Origin of the sequence: Bradyrhizobium sp. HKCCYLRH3059, assembly GCF_051168035.1 — a bacterium.
Classification (GTDB): domain Bacteria; phylum Pseudomonadota; class Alphaproteobacteria; order Rhizobiales; family Xanthobacteraceae; genus Bradyrhizobium.
Genome location: NZ_JBNPUF010000008.1, coordinates 85,625 through 105,908, shown reverse-complemented (window position 1 = coordinate 105,908; position 20,284 = coordinate 85,625). Strand labels below are relative to the sequence as shown.

The 20,284-nt window shown below is 65.6% G+C and carries 17 protein-coding genes; 16 read left to right on the top strand and 1 reads right to left on the bottom strand.

The window, feature by feature from the left end; all coding sequences use genetic code 11:
• Positions 1–438: 438 nt before the first annotated feature.
• The 10 genes from ACQR13_RS24585 (at position 439) to ACQR13_RS24540 (ending at position 12,877) form a co-directional block, all read left to right on the top strand.
• Positions 439–2,433 carry a multicopper oxidase domain-containing protein gene (locus ACQR13_RS24585; RefSeq protein ID WP_434843964.1) on the top strand — a complete coding sequence of 665 codons (1,995 nt, stop codon included), beginning with the start codon at positions 439–441 and terminating at the stop codon, positions 2,431–2,433.
• Positions 2,434–3,062: 629 nt separating this feature from the next.
• The gene (locus tag ACQR13_RS24580; protein WP_315752014.1) at positions 3,063–3,521 is read left to right on the top strand and encodes an FMN-binding protein; all 459 of its coding nucleotides are present in this window, start codon (positions 3,063–3,065) and stop codon (positions 3,519–3,521) included.
• On the top strand, positions 3,502–4,392 hold the full coding sequence (locus ACQR13_RS24575; RefSeq protein WP_434843943.1) for an FAD:protein FMN transferase: 891 nt from the start codon (positions 3,502–3,504) through the stop codon (positions 4,390–4,392). Before ACQR13_RS24580 ends, ACQR13_RS24575 begins: the two co-directional genes overlap by 20 nt.
• The gene (locus ACQR13_RS24570; RefSeq protein WP_434843944.1) at positions 4,382–4,912 is read left to right on the top strand and encodes a hypothetical protein; all 531 of its coding nucleotides are present in this window, start codon (positions 4,382–4,384) and stop codon (positions 4,910–4,912) included. Before ACQR13_RS24575 ends, ACQR13_RS24570 begins: the two co-directional genes overlap by 11 nt.
• A 131-nt stretch (positions 4,913–5,043) precedes the next feature.
• Entirely contained in the window at positions 5,044–5,262 is a 219-nt protein-coding gene (locus ACQR13_RS24565; protein WP_434843965.1) for a helix-turn-helix domain-containing protein, read from the top strand.
• 896 nt (positions 5,263–6,158) lie between these two features.
• A complete protein-coding gene (locus tag ACQR13_RS24560; protein WP_315715597.1) occupies positions 6,159–7,481 on the top strand; it encodes a dicarboxylate/amino acid:cation symporter in 1,323 nt (440 codons plus the stop codon).
• 303 nt (positions 7,482–7,784) lie between these two features.
• Positions 7,785–9,107, top strand: coding sequence for an NAD(P)/FAD-dependent oxidoreductase (locus ACQR13_RS24555; RefSeq protein WP_315715806.1), 1,323 nt, complete (start codon positions 7,785–7,787; stop codon positions 9,105–9,107).
• 154 nt (positions 9,108–9,261) lie between these two features.
• Positions 9,262–11,064 (top strand): sensor histidine kinase, encoded by a 1,803-nt coding sequence (locus ACQR13_RS24550; RefSeq protein ID WP_316188137.1) that lies wholly within the window; start codon positions 9,262–9,264, stop codon positions 11,062–11,064.
• Between the two features lie 12 nt (positions 11,065–11,076).
• The gene (locus ACQR13_RS24545) at positions 11,077–12,453 is read left to right on the top strand and encodes a sigma-54-dependent transcriptional regulator (RefSeq protein ID WP_316170666.1); all 1,377 of its coding nucleotides are present in this window, start codon (positions 11,077–11,079) and stop codon (positions 12,451–12,453) included.
• A gap of 187 nt (positions 12,454–12,640) precedes the next feature.
• Positions 12,641–12,877 (top strand): hypothetical protein, encoded by a 237-nt coding sequence (locus ACQR13_RS24540; RefSeq protein WP_316188138.1) that lies wholly within the window; start codon positions 12,641–12,643, stop codon positions 12,875–12,877.
• 18 nt (positions 12,878–12,895) lie between these two features.
• On the opposite strand, the gene ACQR13_RS24535 is transcribed toward ACQR13_RS24540, so the two are convergent.
• Positions 12,896–13,246 (bottom strand): RidA family protein, encoded by a 351-nt coding sequence (locus ACQR13_RS24535; RefSeq protein ID WP_315715601.1) that lies wholly within the window; start codon positions 13,244–13,246, stop codon positions 12,896–12,898.
• A gap of 287 nt (positions 13,247–13,533) precedes the next feature.
• Here ACQR13_RS24535 and ACQR13_RS24530 point away from each other — a divergent pair, with 287 nt between their 5' ends.
• The 6 genes from ACQR13_RS24530 to ACQR13_RS24505 all read left to right on the top strand — a co-directional run bounded on the left by ACQR13_RS24530 (position 13,534) and on the right by ACQR13_RS24505 (position 19,801).
• Positions 13,534–14,511, top strand: a complete 978-nt coding sequence (locus ACQR13_RS24530) for an ABC transporter substrate-binding protein (RefSeq protein WP_316170664.1) — start codon at positions 13,534–13,536, stop codon at positions 14,509–14,511.
• A gap of 23 nt (positions 14,512–14,534) precedes the next feature.
• Complete coding sequence (gene ilvD / locus ACQR13_RS24525) at positions 14,535–16,241, top strand: dihydroxy-acid dehydratase (RefSeq protein WP_316164296.1); 1,707 nt, start codon at positions 14,535–14,537, stop codon at positions 16,239–16,241.
• A 105-nt stretch (positions 16,242–16,346) separates the two neighbouring features.
• Positions 16,347–17,192 carry an ABC transporter ATP-binding protein gene (locus tag ACQR13_RS24520; protein WP_315715604.1) on the top strand — a complete coding sequence of 282 codons (846 nt, stop codon included), beginning with the start codon at positions 16,347–16,349 and terminating at the stop codon, positions 17,190–17,192.
• Positions 17,189–17,965: an ABC transporter permease gene (locus tag ACQR13_RS24515; protein ID WP_315715605.1), complete on the top strand. Its 777-nt coding sequence runs from the start codon at positions 17,189–17,191 to the stop codon at positions 17,963–17,965. The genes ACQR13_RS24520 and ACQR13_RS24515 overlap by 4 nt, the downstream gene beginning before the upstream one ends.
• Positions 17,962–18,723, top strand: coding sequence for an ABC transporter permease (locus ACQR13_RS24510; RefSeq protein WP_315752008.1), 762 nt, complete (start codon positions 17,962–17,964; stop codon positions 18,721–18,723). The genes ACQR13_RS24515 and ACQR13_RS24510 overlap by 4 nt, the downstream gene beginning before the upstream one ends.
• Positions 18,724–18,754: 31 nt before the next feature.
• On the top strand, positions 18,755–19,801 hold the full coding sequence (locus ACQR13_RS24505; protein WP_316170663.1) for a peptidase M29: 1,047 nt from the start codon (positions 18,755–18,757) through the stop codon (positions 19,799–19,801).
• The last annotated feature ends 483 nt before the right edge of the window (positions 19,802–20,284 follow it).

Below are 20,284 nucleotides of genomic sequence, written 5' to 3'. Positions count from 1 at the left end.
CGCAGGCGTCTGGACGTGTAGTTAGATCGATTCTTAAACGCCGGTCGGCAATTCTCACAAAGCGAAAGAAAACGTCACAAAGGAGCCACCCGACATGGCGACGAAGGCTGAGGGGACGATGCGGCAGATCGGCTGATGAGTTCGGACTGCTCATTCGAATTCCGCATCCCGGGGACGGTGATCGTTCCTACCGGTGTATCTCGAGCCAGATGGGGATCAGGCATGTTAGTTGGGCGTGTGCGCAAGCCAACTCTGCGATTACTGACATCGGCGGCCGCGATGTTGGCCGGTTTGACCGTTGCGGGTCCTGCGGCGCAGGCCCATGATCTGGCCGAGCCGACGGTGTTCAGGAGTTGGCATGGCGTGCTCGATCTGCTGATGATCGCGCGCCCCAAGCCGATCTCGACGATCACCTATGAGCCCCCTGGGGGCTCGCCGATGAACCCGACCGGCTGGGTCTACGAGATCTGTCGGCGGCCGGCCTCAGGCGACAAATGCCCTGCCGGCGCCGCGGTGGCGGATTATGGTAGCGTGCGGCTGGCGCTGCAGAAGGGGGATACGCTGAAGATCAGGCTGGTGAACCAGCTGCCGCAGCTCGACCCGGCCAAGGTGAATCACAACACCGATCCCGGCCAGGCCAACCTGTTTCGGAATCCGACCAACCTGCATACCCATGGGCTGATCGTCGAGCCGCGCGCGCCGACGCTGACCGACCAGACGTTCGGGGACTACGTCTTCGTTCAGATCTTCAACTCGGCCAACGGCATGCCGGTGCCGCAGACCACCCATCAGCACGGCTCCAACAAGATGGACTCCGCGGATTACCGCATCGAGATTCCGCGCAACCACCCGTCGGGCCAGTTCTGGTTTCACCCGCACATCCACGGCATCTCGCTCAACCAGGTCTCGCAGGGACTGGCCGGCATCATCTCGGTCGGCGAGGTCTCGGACTACGCGCATGGCGATGCCAGGCATTCGCCGTTTCCGGACGCGAGCGTGCGCCATCTGATCCTGAAGGATCTTCAGGTCGCGCCCGGCGGCCCGGTGCAGTTCGACAGCGGTCCAGTGGACGTCCAGCCGGGCGAGGTGATCAACCAGCAGGATCCGGGCTTCTGCGCCCAGTTTCCGGCAGACAGCTCCGAAGTGCGTGAGGGGTCGTGCCCGGGCGTCGATCTGTCGACCGATGGCGGCTCCAACTTCTCCGGCGGCAAATGGTTCTTCACGGTCAACGGCCAGACGTTCCCGAAGATCAAGGTCACCGATCCCGATGGCGAGGTCTGGCGGCTCACCAATGCGTCCGGCAGCCTGTCCTACAATCTTCAGCTGACCGATGACGAGACGCAGAAGCCGATGGTCATGCAGCTGATCTCGGTCGACGGCGTGAGCGTGAACCTGCCGCAGGATACGACGATGGACACCATGGTTCGTCTCGGCGGCGCCCGCTTCAGGGTCGTTCCCTGTCCGCCGTCGCCGACGTCGGGCTTCCATTCGAAGCCGGTCTGCGTCACCCAGATGGTCATGATGCCGAGCTCGCGCACCGAGGTGTTCGTCACCTATCGCGATCCCGCGACAGGCGCGATCGCCAGCCTCGGGCGGTCCGCCTCCGCGACCTTCAAGATGGCCGGACTGACGATGGGCAGCGGCGACCAGTGGCCGGCGGTCGATCTTGCCAAGGTGCACTTCCACCAGCGCGGTTGGCGCAATCACATCGCCTACGCCATGGACATCAGGGGAGACGCCTTGGCGACCATGCAGCCGTCCGGCATCCTCGATGCCAAGGTGCCGTACGCGAACGCCGCGCCGCTGCGTGCCGGCTGCCGTCCGCTGCCGGCGGGGCATCGCCGCCGGATATTCTTCGGCATCGCCGACCTGACCGACGACGGCACCTTCGGTCTCGGCTATGAGGAAGTCGATCAGAACGGCAACCCCGTGCCCGGCACCCAGCTCCCGGTGAGCCAGTTCGACCCGTCGCAGAACATCGTCTGTCTGCCGCTCGCGCCGGGACAGCGCCCCGTCCACGAGACCTGGGAGCTGGTGCAGCTGTCGACGGAAAATCACAACTTCCACATTCACCAGACGCGCTTCCGGACCGTCAACAGCAAGGCGGGGGAGAACACGCCGCTGTCGGTATCGCTGAACAGGAGCATCGGCGGGGGCATGCTGCAGGACAACGTCCCGCTCGGCGTCGCGACTCCGAACGTCCCGGAAGTAATGGAATCCCAGAGCGGGGTCTGCAGCATCGAGCAGTGGCGGAACGGGCAGTGCACGTCGAAGCCCGTGGTGGTTGATATCCCGTTCTCACAGGTCGGCGAGTTCGTCTATCACTGCCATATTCTCGAACATGAGGACGGGGGCATGATGGCGAAGATCAAGGTCGTGCCCTCGCCCTATGGCGGCAATCCGTGGGAGGCAATGAACCAGATGCCGTGGTAGTTGCGGCAGCGGTCTTCTGCCATGTCGTTCACGAGGTCGGCGCCACATCTGCGGCGCCGACCTTCGTTTGTGCGCAGCGATGCTCATGCGCGGCCGCCTTACTGCCGCGAAGGACGATCGCCTGCCAAACGCGACGCGCTTTCCAGGTCCTGTTCGAAGAAGGGATTACGCATTTTGAATCGATCTAAACAGCTGCAAACGTCTTTGCATGACTTTGAAATGTCAGGCTCGCGTGCCGCAAGCTGCGCGAGCGCGGGTCCCCGCGATGTGGCGATCTGCAGCAACATTGTTATTCCCCAGCCGCTCCGGCAAATCGCCAACATCGACGCGGCAATTCGCCGCAATCGAAACACTACTCTCTCGACTGACATTCGGAGCCATTTGCAGCGCGCTTGGTTGCGAACGTCGCAAGGACGGAGGCAGACCCGCGAACGGGTAGGGCTGTTGCCGAGGCAAAGTGTGATCGATCGCTCGGGTTCATCGTCGCACTGAACTGGATGGTTCGGAGCGTCGCTGCGGCGGTTTAGACGGCTTCGCAGGAGAGGTTGACAGCGATCGATGCCCTGAGAAGACGAAAATGCGTTCGGCGAGGGAGGGCGTACCATGGAAACAAAGTTGAGGTGGACGAGATGAGCGATTGGTTGAAATGGACGGCGCCCGCCGTGGCCGTCATGTCGATCGCCGCACCGGCCCATGCCATTCAGTACATGAGCGTCGAAGAGGCGCAGAAGGCCGCTTTTCCGGGAGCCAGCTTTTCCGAAGTCCAGCCGGGCAGGGTATGGAAGTCGAGCAATGGCGGCTACTTCTATTACGATCACGTCGTCGGCAAGCACCTCCTGATCGACTACACGGTTGCCGTCGGACCCGACGGGCGGGTGCGTCGCGTCGACATTCTGAACTATCGCGAATCCTATGGCGGCGAGGTGCACGATGCCAGCTGGCTCGGTCAGTTCGTCGGCAAGAGCAGTCAGAACGAGCTTCGCATCAACTCCGACATTCGCAACATCTCGGGCGCTACGCTGTCCTCTACCCATTTGACCGAGGGCGTTAAGAAGGTGCTGTCGTATCATGCCAGCCACTTCCGCTAGCCTTCGACGAGCACGGGCTCTGCTCGGGACATTCGTCGAGATCGACGTCACGGATGCACGCCGCTGCGATGCGGAGAATGCCGTTGAAGCGGCGTTTTCCGCGGTGACCGACGTGCATCGGCTGATGAGTTTCCACGATCCCGACAGCGACGTGTCGCGGCTGAACCGCGCGGCATCGAGCGGCGTCGTGAAGGTGCATTCCTGGACCTACGCCGTGCTGAAGATGGCGCTCGATGTGACCCATCACTCCGACGGCGCCTTCGACGTTGCCGTCGCCGGCGCGGCAAAGCCGTCTGTGGGCTCGACGGCGCAAGCGGATGTCCCGCAGTCGACTGCGATCGAGTTGCTCGCCGACGACCGCGTCCGTTTCCGCGATTCCGCCGTCAAGATCGATCTCGGCGGCATCGCCAAGGGGTTCGCCGTGGACCGCGCGATCGCGGCGTTGCAGAGCCGCGGCGTGCGCTCCGCAATGGTCAATGCAGGTGGGGACCTCGCCGCCTTCGGGCCCGATGCCCGCATCGTCCACATTCGCGACCCGCGTTTCCCGGACAGGCTTTTGTGCCAGGTCGAAGTGCGCAATGCGGCGCTCGCCTCGTCGGCGCGCCGCTTCGACCCGTTTCGTTCGACCGAGACGATGGAGACGGCGGTCGTCACGCCTTCGACCCGGCTGCCCACAGGGGCGGCCCACGGCGCCACCGTGAGCGCGCCAACCTGCATGGTTGCCGACGCGCTGACCAAGGTCGTCATGGTCGCCGGCGAGCAGTCCGCGGCGTCATTGGCGCGCTTCCAGGCGAGCGCCATGTTGATTGCGGCGAACGGCGACATTCATACGACACCGGACTGGCAAGGAGTTCACCAGCATGCGGCTTAAAGGCTTGTTTCGGTTCGCCCTCTACGGAATTCTCGGGCTCTTGTTCGCCAGCGGCGCGCTGTGGATCTATGCCGACCAGATGAAGACCCGCACGGAGCTGGACAGCGAGATGTGGCAGCAGGCCGCCGCATACCTGCTGAGCATGCATGGCGGATCCGCGATGGTGACGCTGTTGCTGCTTGGGGCGCTCGGTCCCCTGCACGTCCAGCGCGCGTGGCGTGCCGGGAAGAATCGAGCGACCGGTATCGTCAGCCTCGCGATGTATGGTCTGCTCATCGCGACGGCGTTCGGGCTCTACTACGTCGGATCCGAAGCGCTTCGGCCCTGGATCAGCACGGTCCACATTGCGTTCGGGCTCGGCGTTCCGGCTGTCATCACCGCCCACATCATCGTCGGCCGCTCGAGCGTTGTCGCCACGGCTCAGTCCGTGCGGCCACAACGTGCGACCTCTCCGACCCTGGTTCCTGCCGACGCGCCTGCCGATGCCGATCTGGTCAACGTCATGAGCAAGGTAGGTTGACCGCATCCGGCGTTCGGCTGGCCGAGCAGGTCTCCATCCCGGCAACGATTTCCTTGCTCGCAGTTGGCCAACCGCCGCATGGAGGAATTCTCCGAGCCGGCGATCGATGCGTCCCATGAAATGGCTGTTTGATGACTCCCGATCGATCTCGGGCAGCTCGTGGTCTGCTCGACTGGTCTCAGGCTGAATTGGCTGCTCGGTCCAATTTGAGTGAGAGTACCATTCGCGATTTCGAAAAAGGCGGCCGGATCCCGTCAATCAACAATTTGGCGGCCGTCAGGCGCGCCCTGGAGGCGGGAGGCGTGCAATTCATCGACGGCGACCAGCCCGGTGTTCGATTGGCGCGCTGATAGTTAACTCCGATCGCTCAGATTCCAAAGTCGCCCTGGGCTCGCTAGCCGCCCATGGAATTGGCCATCATCTACTCTGCAGCCGCGGCAACTTCTGGCGAAGCCAATAGCCGAGTTCAACACTCGGATGCGACGGGCGCCGCGGGCGCCTCGCGTTTGCGATCAAGGCGCGAGAATAGCCAATGATGGCTCATTGGTCATTCGCCCTGTTCTTCACGCTTGCCCTGACGCGCCCGCAACCCGGGAAGTGGTTCGAGACCGATTTGGCAGTCCGTAGGCCGGCTCGCGTTCCGAATAGCGATGTAACCTATTGGAAAACCCAGGGTCGGTTTCTCTCTGTGTTTCAGAATGCGCGTTGATTTGTATAGCGGACCGCGCAACTTTTGATTCCGCCATTCGGAGGTTCGATCCCTCCCGCCCCAGCCAGGTCGAGCGCGACAGGCAGGGCTGGATATTGCCGGTGGGAACCATGTCGCCGGCGTGTCCGATGTTTCGGGCGCCTGCGACGGCAAATTTCCGGAAGTCCAGACAGGTCGAGGGCTGTGGCTTGGTCGCGCGCCGCGTGATGGTTCACAAATCGTAGCAAACTGAAGGACATGCAGGCGCCTCATGCGGCGCCGCTCCGCTGGCACGATTGCTGCTTACTGAGCCGCCAAACGAGCGCCAGCTCCAGAACAACAGATGCGAGGGGACGTCCGGATGCCAGCCCACAGCTCATTCCTGACCTGAGACCCGGCGACAGGCGATCCCGCCTGTGCGAGCTTCTCGGGTCCGCCCCCGGCGCGGCCCGCGTCCAGACGCACGACGTTGCCCCGGCACGCAATGGAGCCCGCGCGGAAGCGGGTCATAGGCAGACCAGAGAGATAGACCGAGTGAGATCAGGGAGAGAAGATTCGATGTCTGCAACCACCACAGCGGCCGCGGCGCCGCAGAAACCGTTCTACCGGGTCCTCTATGTGCAGGTCCTGTTCGCGATCGTGCTCGGTGTCATCGTCGGCTGGCTCTGGCCCGAGCTCGGCAGGAACGAATGGATCAAGGCGCTGGGCGACGGCTTCGTCAAGCTGATCAAGATGGTGATCGCGCCGGTCATCTTCTGCACCGTCGTGTCGGGCATCGCGCATGTCTCCGAGGTGAAGAAGGTCGGCCGCGTCGCCGTCAAGGCGCTGATCTATTTCGAGATCGTCTCGACCTTCGCGCTCGCGCTCGGGCTCATCGTCGGCAATTTCATTCAGCCCGGGGCAGGCTTCCAGGGCCAGAGCAGCAACGCCGCCGCCGTCGCCAACTACGCCAAGCAGGCGAGCGAGATGAAGTCGGTCGACTTCGTGCTCCACATCATCCCGGACACGGTGGTGGGAGCGTTCGCGCAGGGCGAGATCCTGCAGGTGCTGCTGTTCTCGATTTTGTTCGGCATATCGCTGATGACGCTCGGCGAGCGCGGCCATACGATGCGCGCGTTCATCGACGACGCCGCGCACGCGATCTTCGGCGTCATCGCCCTCGTGGTGAAGGCCGCTCCGATCGGCGCCTTCGGCGCCATGGCCTTCACCATCGGCCGCTACGGGCCGCAGGCGCTCGGCAACCTCGCCGGCCTGATCGCGACCTTCTATCTCACCGCGCTCACTTTCGTCGTGGTCGTGCTCGGCATCATCGCCCGCATTGCCGGGTTCTCGATCTTCAAGTTCCTCAAATACATCAAGGACGAGCTGCTGATCGTGCTCGGCACCTCGTCGTCCGAGAGCGCGCTGCCGCAGATGATGGAGAAGCTTGAACGCCTCGGCTGCTCCAAGCCGGTCGTCGGCCTGGTGGTTCCGACCGGCTACTCGTTCAATCTCGACGGCACCAACATCTACATGACGCTGGCGACGCTGTTCATTGCGCAGGCGATGAACGTTCACCTGTCCTTCGGTGAGCAGATCACGATCCTGCTGGTCGCGATGCTGACCTCGAAGGGCGCCTCGGGCATCACCGGCGCCGGCTTCATCACCCTGGCCGGAACGCTGGCGGCTGTGCGGCCGGAGCTCGTTCCCGGCATGGCGATCGTGCTCGGCATCGACAAGTTCATGAGCGAGTGCCGCGCACTGACCAATCTGTGCGGCAACGGCGTCGCCTGCGTGATCGTGGCGTGGTGGGAAGGCGAGCTCGATCGCGACAAGCTGCGCATCGCGCTCGATCGCGATATCGACCCGGCCGACGTCGAAGTCGCGGTCACGACGGGATAGGCCTGCGGTCGTGGGGGCGCTGCCGTCGCATTCCAGCGTCGGTGGCGCCGGCCGCGGCCATGCCCAATCGCGATGCCGCCAACATCTCGGATAATCTGCTAAGGTGGCGGCGGGCAGGGGCTTACCGTGGAGGCATCCCGCCTGTTGCCGCAAGGCCGAGCAGGTTCCGACGCCATCGCGACGATACGGCGTATCGTGAACATGGTCGCGCTGGCTGGGGCGGCGGTGCCGGAGGGACGACGTCACCGGCGTGACATCGGAGTCATGCCGTCGCGCCGCGGTCACCCTTGGAGAGGTTCGATGATGGCCGTTGCGCAGCCTGGTGTCCCTCGCATCGTGATCGTCGGCGGCGGCGCCGGCGGCTTGGAGCTCGCGACCCGGCTCGGAGACAGATACGGCCGCAGGGGCAAGCTCGACGTCACCCTGGTCGAGCGCAACCGCACCCATGTCTGGAAGCCGAAGCTGCACGAGATCGCCGCGGGCAGCATGGACCTCTCGGCCCATGAGGTCGACTATCTCGCCCAGGCCTATTGGCACGGCTTCCACTACCGCATCGGCGACATGATCGGCCTCGACCGCGACAAGCGCGAGGTGCTGGTGGCGCCCTATCTCGATGCGGAGGGGCGCGAGGTCACGCCGCGGCGGACCATCCCCTATGACGTGCTCGTCATCGCCATCGGCAGCCAGAACAATGATTTCGGCACGCCCGGCGTGGTCGACCACGCGATCAAGCTGGAATCGCAGCACGACGCCCGGCGCTTCCACGAGCGCATGGTCAACGCCTGCATCCGCGTCCATTCGCAGTCCTCGCCGATCGCGCCGCACCAGCTCAAGGTCGCGATCATCGGCGCCGGCGCGACCGGCGTCGAGCTGGCCGCGGAACTGCATCGCACGACCCGCGAGGTGGTGGCCTATGGTCTCGACCAGGTCGACGCCGAGAAGGACATCAGGATCACGCTGATCGAAGCCGCGGGCCGGGTGCTGCCGGCGTTGCCTGAGCGGGTCTCGCGCGAGACCGAGAAGCTGCTCGCAAAGCTCGGCGTCGAGGTGCTCGTCGGCGCCAAGGTCGCCGAGGTCGGGCCCGACAAGGTGAGCCTCGCCGACGGCCGCGTCATCCCGGCCGAGCTGATCGTCTGGGCCGCGGGCGTCAAGGCGCCCGACTTCCTGAAGGACATCGCGGGGCTGGAAACCAACCGCATCAACCAGCTCGTGGTCAGGCAGACCCTGCAGACCACGCGCGACGAGCGCGTCTTCGCCATTGGCGACTGCTCGGCCTGCTCCTGGGGCGAGCGCGGCAACGTGCCGCCGCGGGCGCAGGCCGCGCATCAGCAGGCCTCGCACCTCTACAAGCAGATTCCGCGCTTCGTCAGGGGCGAGCCGCTGGCGGACTACCGCTATCACGATTTCGGCTCGCTGGTGTCGCTCGGCGAGTTCAGCACGGTCGGCTCGATGATGGGCGCGCTGGTCGGCGGCAATCTGGTATTCGAAGGCCTGTTCGCGCGCATGATGTATCTGTCGCTCTACAAGATGCACGAATACGCGCTGCACGGGCTCGCCAAGGTGACGCTGGACACGCTGGCGCGCCTGATCACCCGCCGCACCGAGCCGCACGTCAAGCTGCACTGACGAGGGCGTCCTGGCGTCGGCCCGGCCGATTTTGTTGTCGCCTATTGCCCGGCAAGACCTTAGACTTGCAGCACAATTACGGATACGGCAGGCCCGGCCCGGTACATGGGTCCGGGGCGTGATGGGCCTGGACATGATGGGCCTGGAAAAGGGAATGACGGACCTTCCATTCCGGATCGGCCTCGAGGGACATCCCGACGTCACCGCGGTGGTCCGCAGGCGCGCGGGCTTGGTCGTTCGCGGAGTGATGGCGGCTGCGCTGGTCGGCGTCGCGGCATGGCTCGGCTATGCCATTGCCTTTTCCCGCGGGCTCGATCAGCGGCACGCCGCGGCCCAGCAGCGGCTGGCGGTCGAGGCCGCGCAGCTCGACGGCTACCTCTCGCGCTTCGAATATCTGCCCTCGCTGCTGGAGACCTCGCCCGATGTCTTCCGGCTGCTCGGCACGCCGGACGATCGCGCGCTGCAGCAGAGCGTCAGCCTGCATCTGAAGTCGATCAATCTGCTGGCCGGCGCCGACAACCTCTATGTCCTCACCGTCGCCGGTGATGCGATCGCCGCCGCCGACTTCGATCAGCCGGGAACGCCGGTCGGCAGCAACCTGTCCTACCGGCCCTATATGCGCCAGGCGCTGGCGACCGGCCGCGGCGCGTTCTTCGGCATCGGCATCACCAGCGCGCGCGCCGGCTATTACCTGTCCTATGCGGTCAAGCAACAGGGACGGACGATCGGCGTCGCCGTCGTCAAGGTCAATCTCGATGCCTTTGAGCGCGAATGGCGCAACCGCGGTGCCGACATGCTTCTGGTCGACGCCCGCGGCGTCACCATTCTCGCCTCGCGCGAGGAATGGCGCTTCCGCCCGTTGACGCCGCTCTCGGTGGATGCGCTCGAGGAAATCGCGACGTCGAAGCCCTATGGCAGCTCCAGCCTCGCGCCGCTCGACTGGACCTTCATGGAGAGGACCGATCGCGGCGGCCAGGTCGCGACCGAGCGCGGCGCAGTCTACAGCGTCGACGAGCGTCCGCTCAACGGGCGGCAATGGCAGCTGCTGCTGCTCGACGACGAGACGCCGATCCGGCGGACGGCCTTGATCATCGGCACGCTCTCGGGTCTCGCCAGCATCGTGGCGCTGCTGGCGCTCGGCCTGCTGGCGCAGCGACGCCGCGAGATCCGGCAGCGGCTGGCGAGCCAGGCCGCGCTGCAGGCCGCCAATGATCGGCTGGAAATGCGGGTGCAGGAGCGCACCGCCGAATTGCGCGCCGCGCAGGACGAGCTCGTCCATGCCGGCAAGCTTGCCGTGCTCGGCCAGATGTCGGCCGGCATGGTGCACGAGATCAACCAGCCCTTGGCGGCGCTGCAGACCGCTTCCGACAATGCCGTGCAATTCGTCGATCGCGGCATGATCGGCGAGGCCCGCGGCAATCTCATCCGCATCGGCGAGATGGTCCGCCGTCTCGCGCGCCTGACCGGCCAGTTGCGCGTTTTCGCCTACAAATCGAACGCGCCGCTCGATGCCGTCGCGGTCGAGCAGGCCCTGTCCGAGACGTTCAAGATCCTCGGCGCGCGGGTGAAGGACGGCCATGTCGACGTGACCATCGATCTCGCGCCCGAGCTTCGTGTCAGGGCCGATCAGATCCGGCTCGAGCAACTGCTCTGCAACATCATCGCCAACGCGCTCGATGCCGTCGAGGGCGCCGCGCGGAAGTCCATCCACATCTGCGCCGTGCGTGAGGAGGGGCAGTGCCGCATCGCCATCGCCAACAGCGGCCCGGCGATCGCCGCCGATGTCCTGCCGCGCCTGTTCGAGCCCTTCGTCACGACCAAGCCGGCCGGCAAGGGTCTCGGACTTGGGCTCGTCATCGCCAATCACATCGCGCGGTCGTTCGGCGGCGAGCTGCGGGCGCGCAATCTTGAGCCGTCCGGCGCCGAGTTCATCGTGCTGCTGCCGCTTGCCGATTGAAGAGGTTCCCACATGACTCCTGAGCAACCGGTCGGCGTGATCTATGTCGAGGACGACGAGGATGTCCGCATCGGCGCCGTCCAGGCGCTGCAGCTCGCCGGCCTGTCGGTGACGCCGTTCGCCTCCGCCGAAGCCGCAGGCGGAATCGTTCGCGCCGACATGCCGTTCGTGGTGGTCTCCGACGTGCGGCTGCGCGGCAAGAGCGGCACCGAGTGGCTGTCCGAGCTGCACCGGCTCGATCCGGACCTGCCGGTCATCCTGGTCACCGGTCATGGCGACATCTCGATGGCCGTGGAAGCGATGCGCAACGGCGCCTATGACTTCATCGAGAAGCCGTGCTCGTCGGAGCAGCTCGTCTCCGTCGTGCGCCGCGCCCTCGACAAGCGTCGCCTGACGCTCGAAGTCCGCACCTTGCGCTCGGCGCTCGCCGACCGCCAGGGCATCGAGGCGAGCCTGCTCGGGCGCTCGCCGCAGATCCAGGAGGTGCGCCGCCTCGTCGCCAATCTGGCCTCGACCAATGTCGACGTGACGATCTATGGCGAGACCGGCACCGGCAAGGACGTCGTCGCCCGTTGCCTGCACGCTCACAGCGCCCGGCGCGGCGGCAACTATGTCGCGGTGAATTGCGGCGGCCTGCCGGAATCACTGGTTGAGAGCGAATTGTTCGGCCACGAGGCCGGCGCCTTCACCGGCGCGACCAAGCAGCGGATCGGCAAGATCGAATATGCCCATGGCGGCACGCTGTTCCTCGACGAAATCGAGAGCATGCCGCTCAGCGTGCAGGTGAAGCTGCTGCGGGCGTTGCAGGACCGCTCGGTCGAGCGCGTCGGCTCCAACAAGCCCGTGGCGGTGGACTGCCGCGTGGTGGCGGCCAGCAAGGCCAATCTGCTCGAGCTCAGCGAGCAGAAGCTGTTCCGCGCCGATCTGTATTATCGTCTCGGCGTCGCCTTCATCGAGCTGCCTCCGTTGCGCGAACGCCGCGAGGATATCCCGATCCTGTTCGAGCACTTCACCCTCGAGGCCGCCAAGCGGTTCGAGCGCGACGCGCCGATCGTGAACGAGCAGACCATGTCGCTGCTGCTCGGCTACTCATGGCCGGGCAACGTGCGCGAGTTGCGCAACGTCGCCGACCGCTTCGTGCTCGGTGTGCTCGACCGCAAGGTCCTCGACCGCTCGGGCGCCGCAGCCTCGGAGCTGTCGCTGCCACGGCAGTTGGAGAACATCGAGCGCTCGATCATCGAGGATGCGTTGCGCCGCAAGCTCGGCGACGTGCCGGCGACCGCGGCGCTGCTGAGCATTCCGAAGCAGACGCTTTACGACAAGATCAAGCGGCTCGCCGTAAAGGTCGATGGCATCCGCGAGGGCGCGCCGCTGCGGCCGCAGTCCTGACCGTGGCTGCATCGCCAGCGCTCGTCCGCATCATCATCGCGTCGACGCCGACCGCCACTGCGCTCATCTGATGTTGCGACGCGCGACTTATGCTCCTCGCGGACCCGGTCGTCCTGTGGCGGCAGGAAGGCATCTGTTCCATGCCGGCGATCAGGAACGAATGCTGGAGAAGGCTTGTTGAAGGATCATGACAGGCCGAGACACCCGCGACCTGCGCTCCGGCGCCTACGACCCCGTCAGCAAGGACGGTCTGCCGCAGCCGCAACAGGTCAAGGACAAAACGACGCCCCACCAGCAGGAGCAGTGGGGCGCCGACGTGCGGGCCAAGCCGTTGCCCGGCACCGAGCCGGTGCTTCCGGAAGGGCTCAGGCGCGAGCGGCGTGATCCGCTCAATCGCAACACTGGTCGCCGCGACACCGACTAGTGCGCGGCGACCCAGCGCCTACTTCGCCGCGATCACCATGATCTCGACGGTGTATTGCGGCGCGGCAAGCCCGGCCTCTACGGTGGCGCGAGCCGGGGTGTTGCCGGCCGAGACCCAGCCGTCCCACACGGCGTTCATTTCGCCGAATGTCTTGATGTCGGTGAGGTAGATCGTCGCCGACAACAGCTTCGACTTGTCGGTGCCGGCCTTGGCGAGATGGCCGTCGATGATCGAGAGAATCTCCTCGGTCTGCTTGGTAACGCTTTCACCGGCCGTCTTCTGCGCGACGACGCCGGCGAGATAGACGGTATTGCCGTGAACGACGACCTGGCTCATGCGCGGGCCAATTTCGAAACGCTGGATCGACATCGAAGAACTCCTCAAAAGGTCAATTCGGGGCCTCTCCCTAGCGCGTGCGACGCGGCAACGCCAGTCGGCCGAATGGCCACTCTCGCCACCTTGGGGCGTGCGACCTTGCGTTGTCGACAGCGCCGCGGCACACGGAACGCGGCACTTCACGATGATCCGCCCTTGTCGCGCTGCAAGGCGGGCTTGCCCATGGGGCAGGCAAAGGCGGGCGTTTTCCGCGCTTGCACAGATATTTGAGACATGAAACATTCTCCGCGAGGTTGCTTTTTGAATGGCGGAGGGGCGTGATGCGGAAACGATCGATGCTGGCGGCACTCGCGGCGATGGCTTTGGTGACGAGCGCGGGGCCGACATTCGCACAGCAGACGATCCGCGTCGGCTGGACCATCCCGGCGGAAGAATCCAAGTACTGGATGATGAAGCGGCCCACCGAATTTCCGGATCTCGGCAAGACCTACAACATCGAGTGGACCCAGTTCCAGGGAACGGCACCGATGACGCAGGCGCTCGCCGCCGGCGCGCTCGACTGCGCCACGCAGGCGCCGCTGTCGCTGGCGAACGGCGTGGTCGGCGGCGGCCTCAAGGCCTACATCGTCGCCCAGCACGTCTATGAGAAGCCGGGCGGTTTCTCGGTCTACTGGGCGGTCAAGGACGATTCCCCGATCAAGACCATCGCCGACCTGAAGGGCAAGACGGTCGGCATTTCCGTGATCGGTGGCGGCACGCAAGGGCCGTTCAACATGCTGCTGAAGCAGGCCGGGCTCGATCCCGCCAAGGACATCAAGCTGGTCGAGGTCGGCTTCGCGGTGTCGGAGGATGCGCTGCGCCAGGGCCGCGTCGACGCCGTCAACATGAATCAACCCTTTGCAGCGCGCGCCGAGGCCAAGGGCGGCACCCGCAAGCTGTTCTCGCTGTCCGAGGCGATGCCGAACATCGTGCACATCCTCGAGGCCTGCCGCGCCGACTTCGTCGACAAGAACCCGGAGCTGGTGAAGGCCTATGTCCGCGACATCACGACGGGCATGAAGAAGGCGCTCGCCAATCGCGACGAGACCTTGAAGGTGGTGTCGGAGGTCATGAAGGCGCCGGTTGCCGTCATCGACACCTATCTGCTGAAGGACAATGATTTCGGCCGCGATCCGGTCGCCGCGCCGAACTTCCCGGCGATCCAGAAGATGCTCGACATCTACGCCGAGACCGGCATGCTGCCGAAGCTCGACGTCGCCCAGTTCAAGCATCCGACGATCGTCGCGCCGATCCAGTAGGCGGCCGGCGCGGAGCCTTGTCGATGAGGAAGCTGCGATCGCGCGTGACGGTGGAGGGGCTCGATCGCGCCCCGCACCGCGCCTTCATGCGCGCGATGGGGCTGGATGATGCCGACATCGCCAAGCCGATGATCGGCGTCGTCAGCCAGAAGGGCGAGCAGACGCCCTGCAACATGACGCACGACTTCCAGGTCGATGCGGCCAAGACGGGCATCTCGGAGGCCGGCGGCACGCCGCGCGAGTTCGCCACCGTCTCGGTCTCCGACGGCATCAGCATGAACCACGAGGGAATGAAGTTCTCTCTGTTCTCGCGCGAGCTGATTGCCGACTCCATCGAGGCCGTCGTCCATGGCCTCGCCTATGACGCGCTGATCGGCTTCGGCGGCTGCGACAAGACCTTGCCCGGCGTCATGATGGGCATGGTCCGCTGCAACGTGCCGTCGATCTTCATCTATGGCGGCAGCGCGCTGCCCGGCAACTACCAGGGCCGGACGCTCACGGTGCTCGATTCTTACGAGGCCGTCGGCAGCTACATGACCGGCGAGATCGATGCACGGACGCTCGAAGGCATCGAGCGGACCTGCCTCCCGACGATCGGCGCCTGCGCCGGGCAGTTCACCGCCAACACCATGGGCATGCTGTCGGAGGCGATGGGCCTGTCGATGCCCAACGTCTCGATGATTCCCGGCGTCTATGCCGAGCGAGCGCACGTCGCGCGTCAGGCCGGACGCCTGATCATGCAGATGCTCGCGCGCGGCGGGCCGCTGCCGCGCGACATCGTCACCCGCAAGGCGCTGGAGAACGGGGCGGCCATTGTCGCGGCCACCGGCGGCTCCACCAACGCCGCGCTGCATCTGCCGGCGATCGCCAATGAGGCCGGCATCCGTTTCACGCTCGACGATGTCGGCGAGGTCTTCGCGAGCACGCCGCTGATCGGCAATCTCAGGCCGGGCGGCAAGTACACGGCGAAGGACGTCTACGACATCGGCGGCGCCGCCGTTGTGATCCGCGCGCTGATCGAGAGCGGCCACATCGACGGCTCCTGCATCACGGTCACCGGCCGCACGCTGGCTGAGGAATATGGCGCGGCCAATGCGCCGGACGGCGAGATCGTGTTCAGCCCGGCCAGGCCGATCATGGCGGATGGCGGCGTCGCTGTCCTCAAGGGCAACCTCGCGCCCGACGGCGCCGTCATCAAGGTTGCCGGCCTCAAGAACCTGGTGTTCGAGGGCCGCGCGCGGGTGTTCGAGGACGAGGAGGCCTGCGTCGCCGCGGTGCGCGCACGCAACTATCAGGCCGGCGAGGTGCTGATCATCCGCAACGAGGGTCCGGTCGGCGGTCCTGGGATGCGCGAGATGCTCGGCGTCACGGCGCTGATCTATGGCCAGGGCATGGGCGAGAAGGTCGCGCTGATCACCGACGGCCGCTTCTCCGGCGCCACCCGCGGCATGTGCATCGGCTATGTCTCGCCGGAAGCCTTCGTCGGCGGTCCGCTGGCGCTGGTGCAAGACGGCGATCCGATCCGCATCGATGCGAAGGCGCGCACGCTCGACGTGCTGCTCGATGAGTCCGAGCTCGCGGTGCGTCGCAGCGCGTGGTCGCAGCGGCCGCCGCGGCACAGGGCAGGGGCACTGGCGAAATACGCGAAACTCGTTGGGCAGGCACCGCTCGGCGCCGTGACTCACGAAGGGCCGGCCGAATGGCCCTGGTTCGATCAGGACCGGGAATGATCCGCGCGTGGCGACGATTGGCAGGTTTCTTGCTAATCTGCGGCAGTCTGTCTTGCCTGATTTCACGGAGCGTTTGAGCGTGCTGCATCGGAAAGAGAAGCCGACATGGACGTGACCCCGATCCGCCCCGGCCAGCTCGCGGGCACTCCGCTCGGCCGTCGCGCGGCCACGCCGATCATCGAGATCGATCACGTGTCGCAGGTGTTCAAGACCTCGTCGCGCCGCGACCACACCGCGCTGTCGGACATTTCGCTGACGGTCGGCGAGGGCGCCTTCGTCTCGATCCTCGGTCCCTCCGGCTGCGGCAAGTCGACCTTGCTCTACATCGTCGGTGGCTTCGTCAGCCCGACCAGCGGCACCGCGAAAATGAAGGGCAAGCCGATCACCGGTCCCGGCACCGATCGCGGCCCGGTGTTCCAGGAGTTCGCGCTGTTTCCCTGGAAGAGCGTGCTCGGCAACGTCATGTATGGTCCGCTGCAGCAGGGCAAGAAGCCGGCGAAGGCCGAGGCGCTCGCGCGGACTTTGCTCGCCATGGTCGGACTTACCGGCTTCGAGAAATTCTATCCCAAGGAGCTCTCCGGCGGCATGAAGCAGCGCGTCGCGCTGGCCCGCACGCTGGCCTACGGGCCGGAGGTGCTGCTGATGGACGAGCCGTTCGGCGCGCTCGACGCGCATACGCGCACGCGGCTGCAGAACGACCTGCTCGACATCTGGGAGCGCGACCGTAAGACGGTCCTGTTCGTGACCCACTCGGTCGAGGAAGCCGTGTTCCTGTCCGACAAGGTCGTCATGATGTCGCGCTCGCCCGGCCGAATCCGCGAGGTGATCGACATCGATCTGCCCCGGCCGCGCCGCCGCGAGGAACTGCTGCTGGACCCGCGCTATCAGAAATACATCGTCGACATCGAGCGCATGTTCGACGATTCCGGTGACAACGAGCTGCCGTCATGAATGGTCTGTCGAAGCCGCTCGCGCCGATTCTGGCCTGCTGCGGCCTGCTGCTGGCTTGGCAGCTCGCCTCGCTCGGGCTCAAGAACGACAGCTTCCCGACCGCGCTGGAATCGCTGCGCGCGATCCCGCCGATCCTCACCGACAAGGAATCCCTGATCAACATCATGGCCTCGCTGCGGCGGATGGCGATCGGCTTCGCGCTCGCGCTTGCGTTCTCGATTCCGCTCGGGTTGCTGATGGGGCGCAGCCGGTCGACCGCCGCCTTCTTCAATCCGCTGCTGATGCTGATCTACCCGGTGCCGAAGGCGGCGCTGATGCCGATCATCATGCTGTGGCTCGGCGTCGGCGACATCTCCAAGACGCTGGTGATCTTCCTCGGCGTCAGCCTTCCGGTGATCTACCACAGCTTCGAGGGCGCCAAGGCGGTCGAGGAGAAGATGCTGTGGTCGGGCGCGGCGATGGGGCTCTCGGCCGGCGAGCGCCTGCTGCGCATCGTCCTGCCCGCAGCCTTGCCGGAGATCCTGACCGGCTGCCGTACCGGCCTGGTGCTGGCGCTGATCACGATGGTCACCAGCGAGATGATCGCGCGGCAGTCCGGCGCCGGCAACATCCTGTTCAACGCGCTCGACATGGGCCAGTACGACACGGTGTTCGCGATGATCATCATCATCGGCGCCATGGGCATCTGCCTCGATGCGGCGTTCGAGGTCGTCAGGCGCTGGCTGGTGCGCTGGTCCGAGCCGCAGTTCGACATGCCGCTGAGCTTCTCATGACGCGCACCTCCAACGACATCCTGCTGGGCGCCGCGCCGATCGTGCTGGTCCTGCTGCTGTGGCAGGGGCTGGTGTCGTTCGGCTACGCGCCGCCGACCCTGCTGCCGCCGCCGGGACAGGTGTTCCAGCGCATGGGCCAGCAACTCACCAGCGTCACCTTCCAGCAGGACATCGTGGCGACGCTATTCCGGCTGTTCGCGGGCTTTGCGATCGCCGTGGTGCTCGGTGTTTCCCTGGGAATTGCCGCCGCGGTGAGCCCGCCTGTCAACGCCGCCGTCAAGCCGATCGTGCGCGTGCTGGCGCCGCTGCCGAAGGTCGCGCTCTATCCGGCCTTCCTGCTGCTGCTCGGCTTCGGCCACGAATCCAAGATCATGCTGGTGGCGGCGGATGCGCTGTTTCCGATCCTGCTGTCGAGCTATTACGGCGCCGCCACGGTCGAGCAGAAGCTGATCTGGTCGGCGCTCGCCGCCGGGACGCCGCCGCGCGACGTCCTGTGGAAGGTGGTGCTGCCGGCCGCGATGCCCTCGATCCTGACCGGTTGCCGCATCGGCCTCGTGATCTCCTGCATCGTCGTGTTCCTGGCCGAGATGATCACCTCGACCGACGGGCTCGGTCACGTGCTGGTGACCGCCGCGCGCACCTTCCAGGCCGTCGACATGTTCGTGCCGCTGATCACGATCTCGCTGCTGGGCCTCATTCTCAACGCCCTGCTGCAAGGCCTGCGCGCTTATCTGCTGCGCGGCTTCCCCTCGGTCTGATAACAACACAACGACAATCGGGAGAACGACCATGCTGGCGGATCGCATCGAGGCGAAATGGATCGACGCATTCTGTGAGATCTTCGAGCGCTGCGCCGTGAAGGCGGGCGACACCGCTGCGATCCTGTCGGAGACGCAGTCCCGGGCGCTGAACGTCCACATCGCCGAGCTGGCGTTGCTGCGGATGGGCGCGCGGCCGTTCCATGTCGTGGTGCCGACCCCGCGCAACAAGCATCCCGTTCCCGTCCGTTCGACCGGCGCGTCGGAGGCGATCGGCAAGCTCGCGCCGGTGGTCTCAGCGCTTCAGCAGGCCGGCTTCGTCGTCGACTGTACCATCGAAGGCCTGATGCATGCGGTGGAGACGCCGGAGATCCTGAAGGCCGGCGCGCGCATCCTGGTGATCTCCAACGAACATCCCGAGGCGCTCGAGCGCATGGTGCCGGACTCGGCGCTCGAAAAGCGGGTGCGCGCCGCCGCCAAGATGCTGCGCGGAACCAAGCGGATGCGCGTGACGTCGAAGGCCGGCACCGACCTCGACGTGATCATGGAGGGCGCCTCCACCGTCGGCGTCTGGGGCTGGACCGATCGTCCGGGCACCCTGGCGCACTGGCCGGGTGGCATCGTCGTCAGCTTCCCCAAGAGCAAATCGGTCAACGGCACCATCGTGATGGCGCCCGGAGACATCAACCTCACCTTCAAGCGTTATCTGAGTTCGCCTGTCACGATGACCCTGCGCGACGACTACGTGACCGATCTGGCAGGCGAGGGCGCCGACGCAGCGATGATGCGATCTTATCTCGCGTCCTGGGGCGACCGCGAGGCCTACGCCGTGTCGCATGTCGGCTGGGGCATGAACCCCGGCGCGCGCTACGAGGCGCTGGCCATGTACGACCAGCGCGACACCAACGGCACCGAGCTGCGCGCCGTCCCCGGCAACTTCCTGTTCTCCACCGGCGCCAACGAGTTTGCCGGCCGCTACACGGCGGGTCATTTCGACCTGCCGATGATGGGCACCACGATCGAGCTGGATGGGGTCGCCGTGATCAAGCACGGCGTGCTGCAGGATGTGTTCGGGTAGAGTCCTGCGCATTCTACTGGCGAGCTGACGCCGCGGCGGTAGTGCGCTCCCCTCCCCCTTGCGGGGAGGGGGCGGGGGTGGGGGTCCCCATACGCTGAACTTCGTTGTGGGCACAACTGCTCGTACCCAAACCTCCACTGTGAGACGCGTGGGGCCGCAACACGCCATCGGTTGATCGATGCAGGGCTCTTGTGCTCGTCACTCCAAGCACAACTCGTGGACCCCCATCCCCAACCCCTCCCCGCAAGGGGGAGGGGAGCGCACCGTCCTCACGGGGCGGGCCGGCCCAAATGACAAGCGCCGAGACAGAATCATCCCGCTATTCTGTTAAAAATAATCTTCTTGCGATTTTTCGGAAATCATGGTTCTCTCTCTGCATCCCGCCTCACTGCGGAGGGGCGTTGCGCGCGATCGTCACGACACGCGAGGTGGGGATGCGATGGCCGCGAGAGATCGCAGCGTCTTCTTACGAGGGCGCGGACG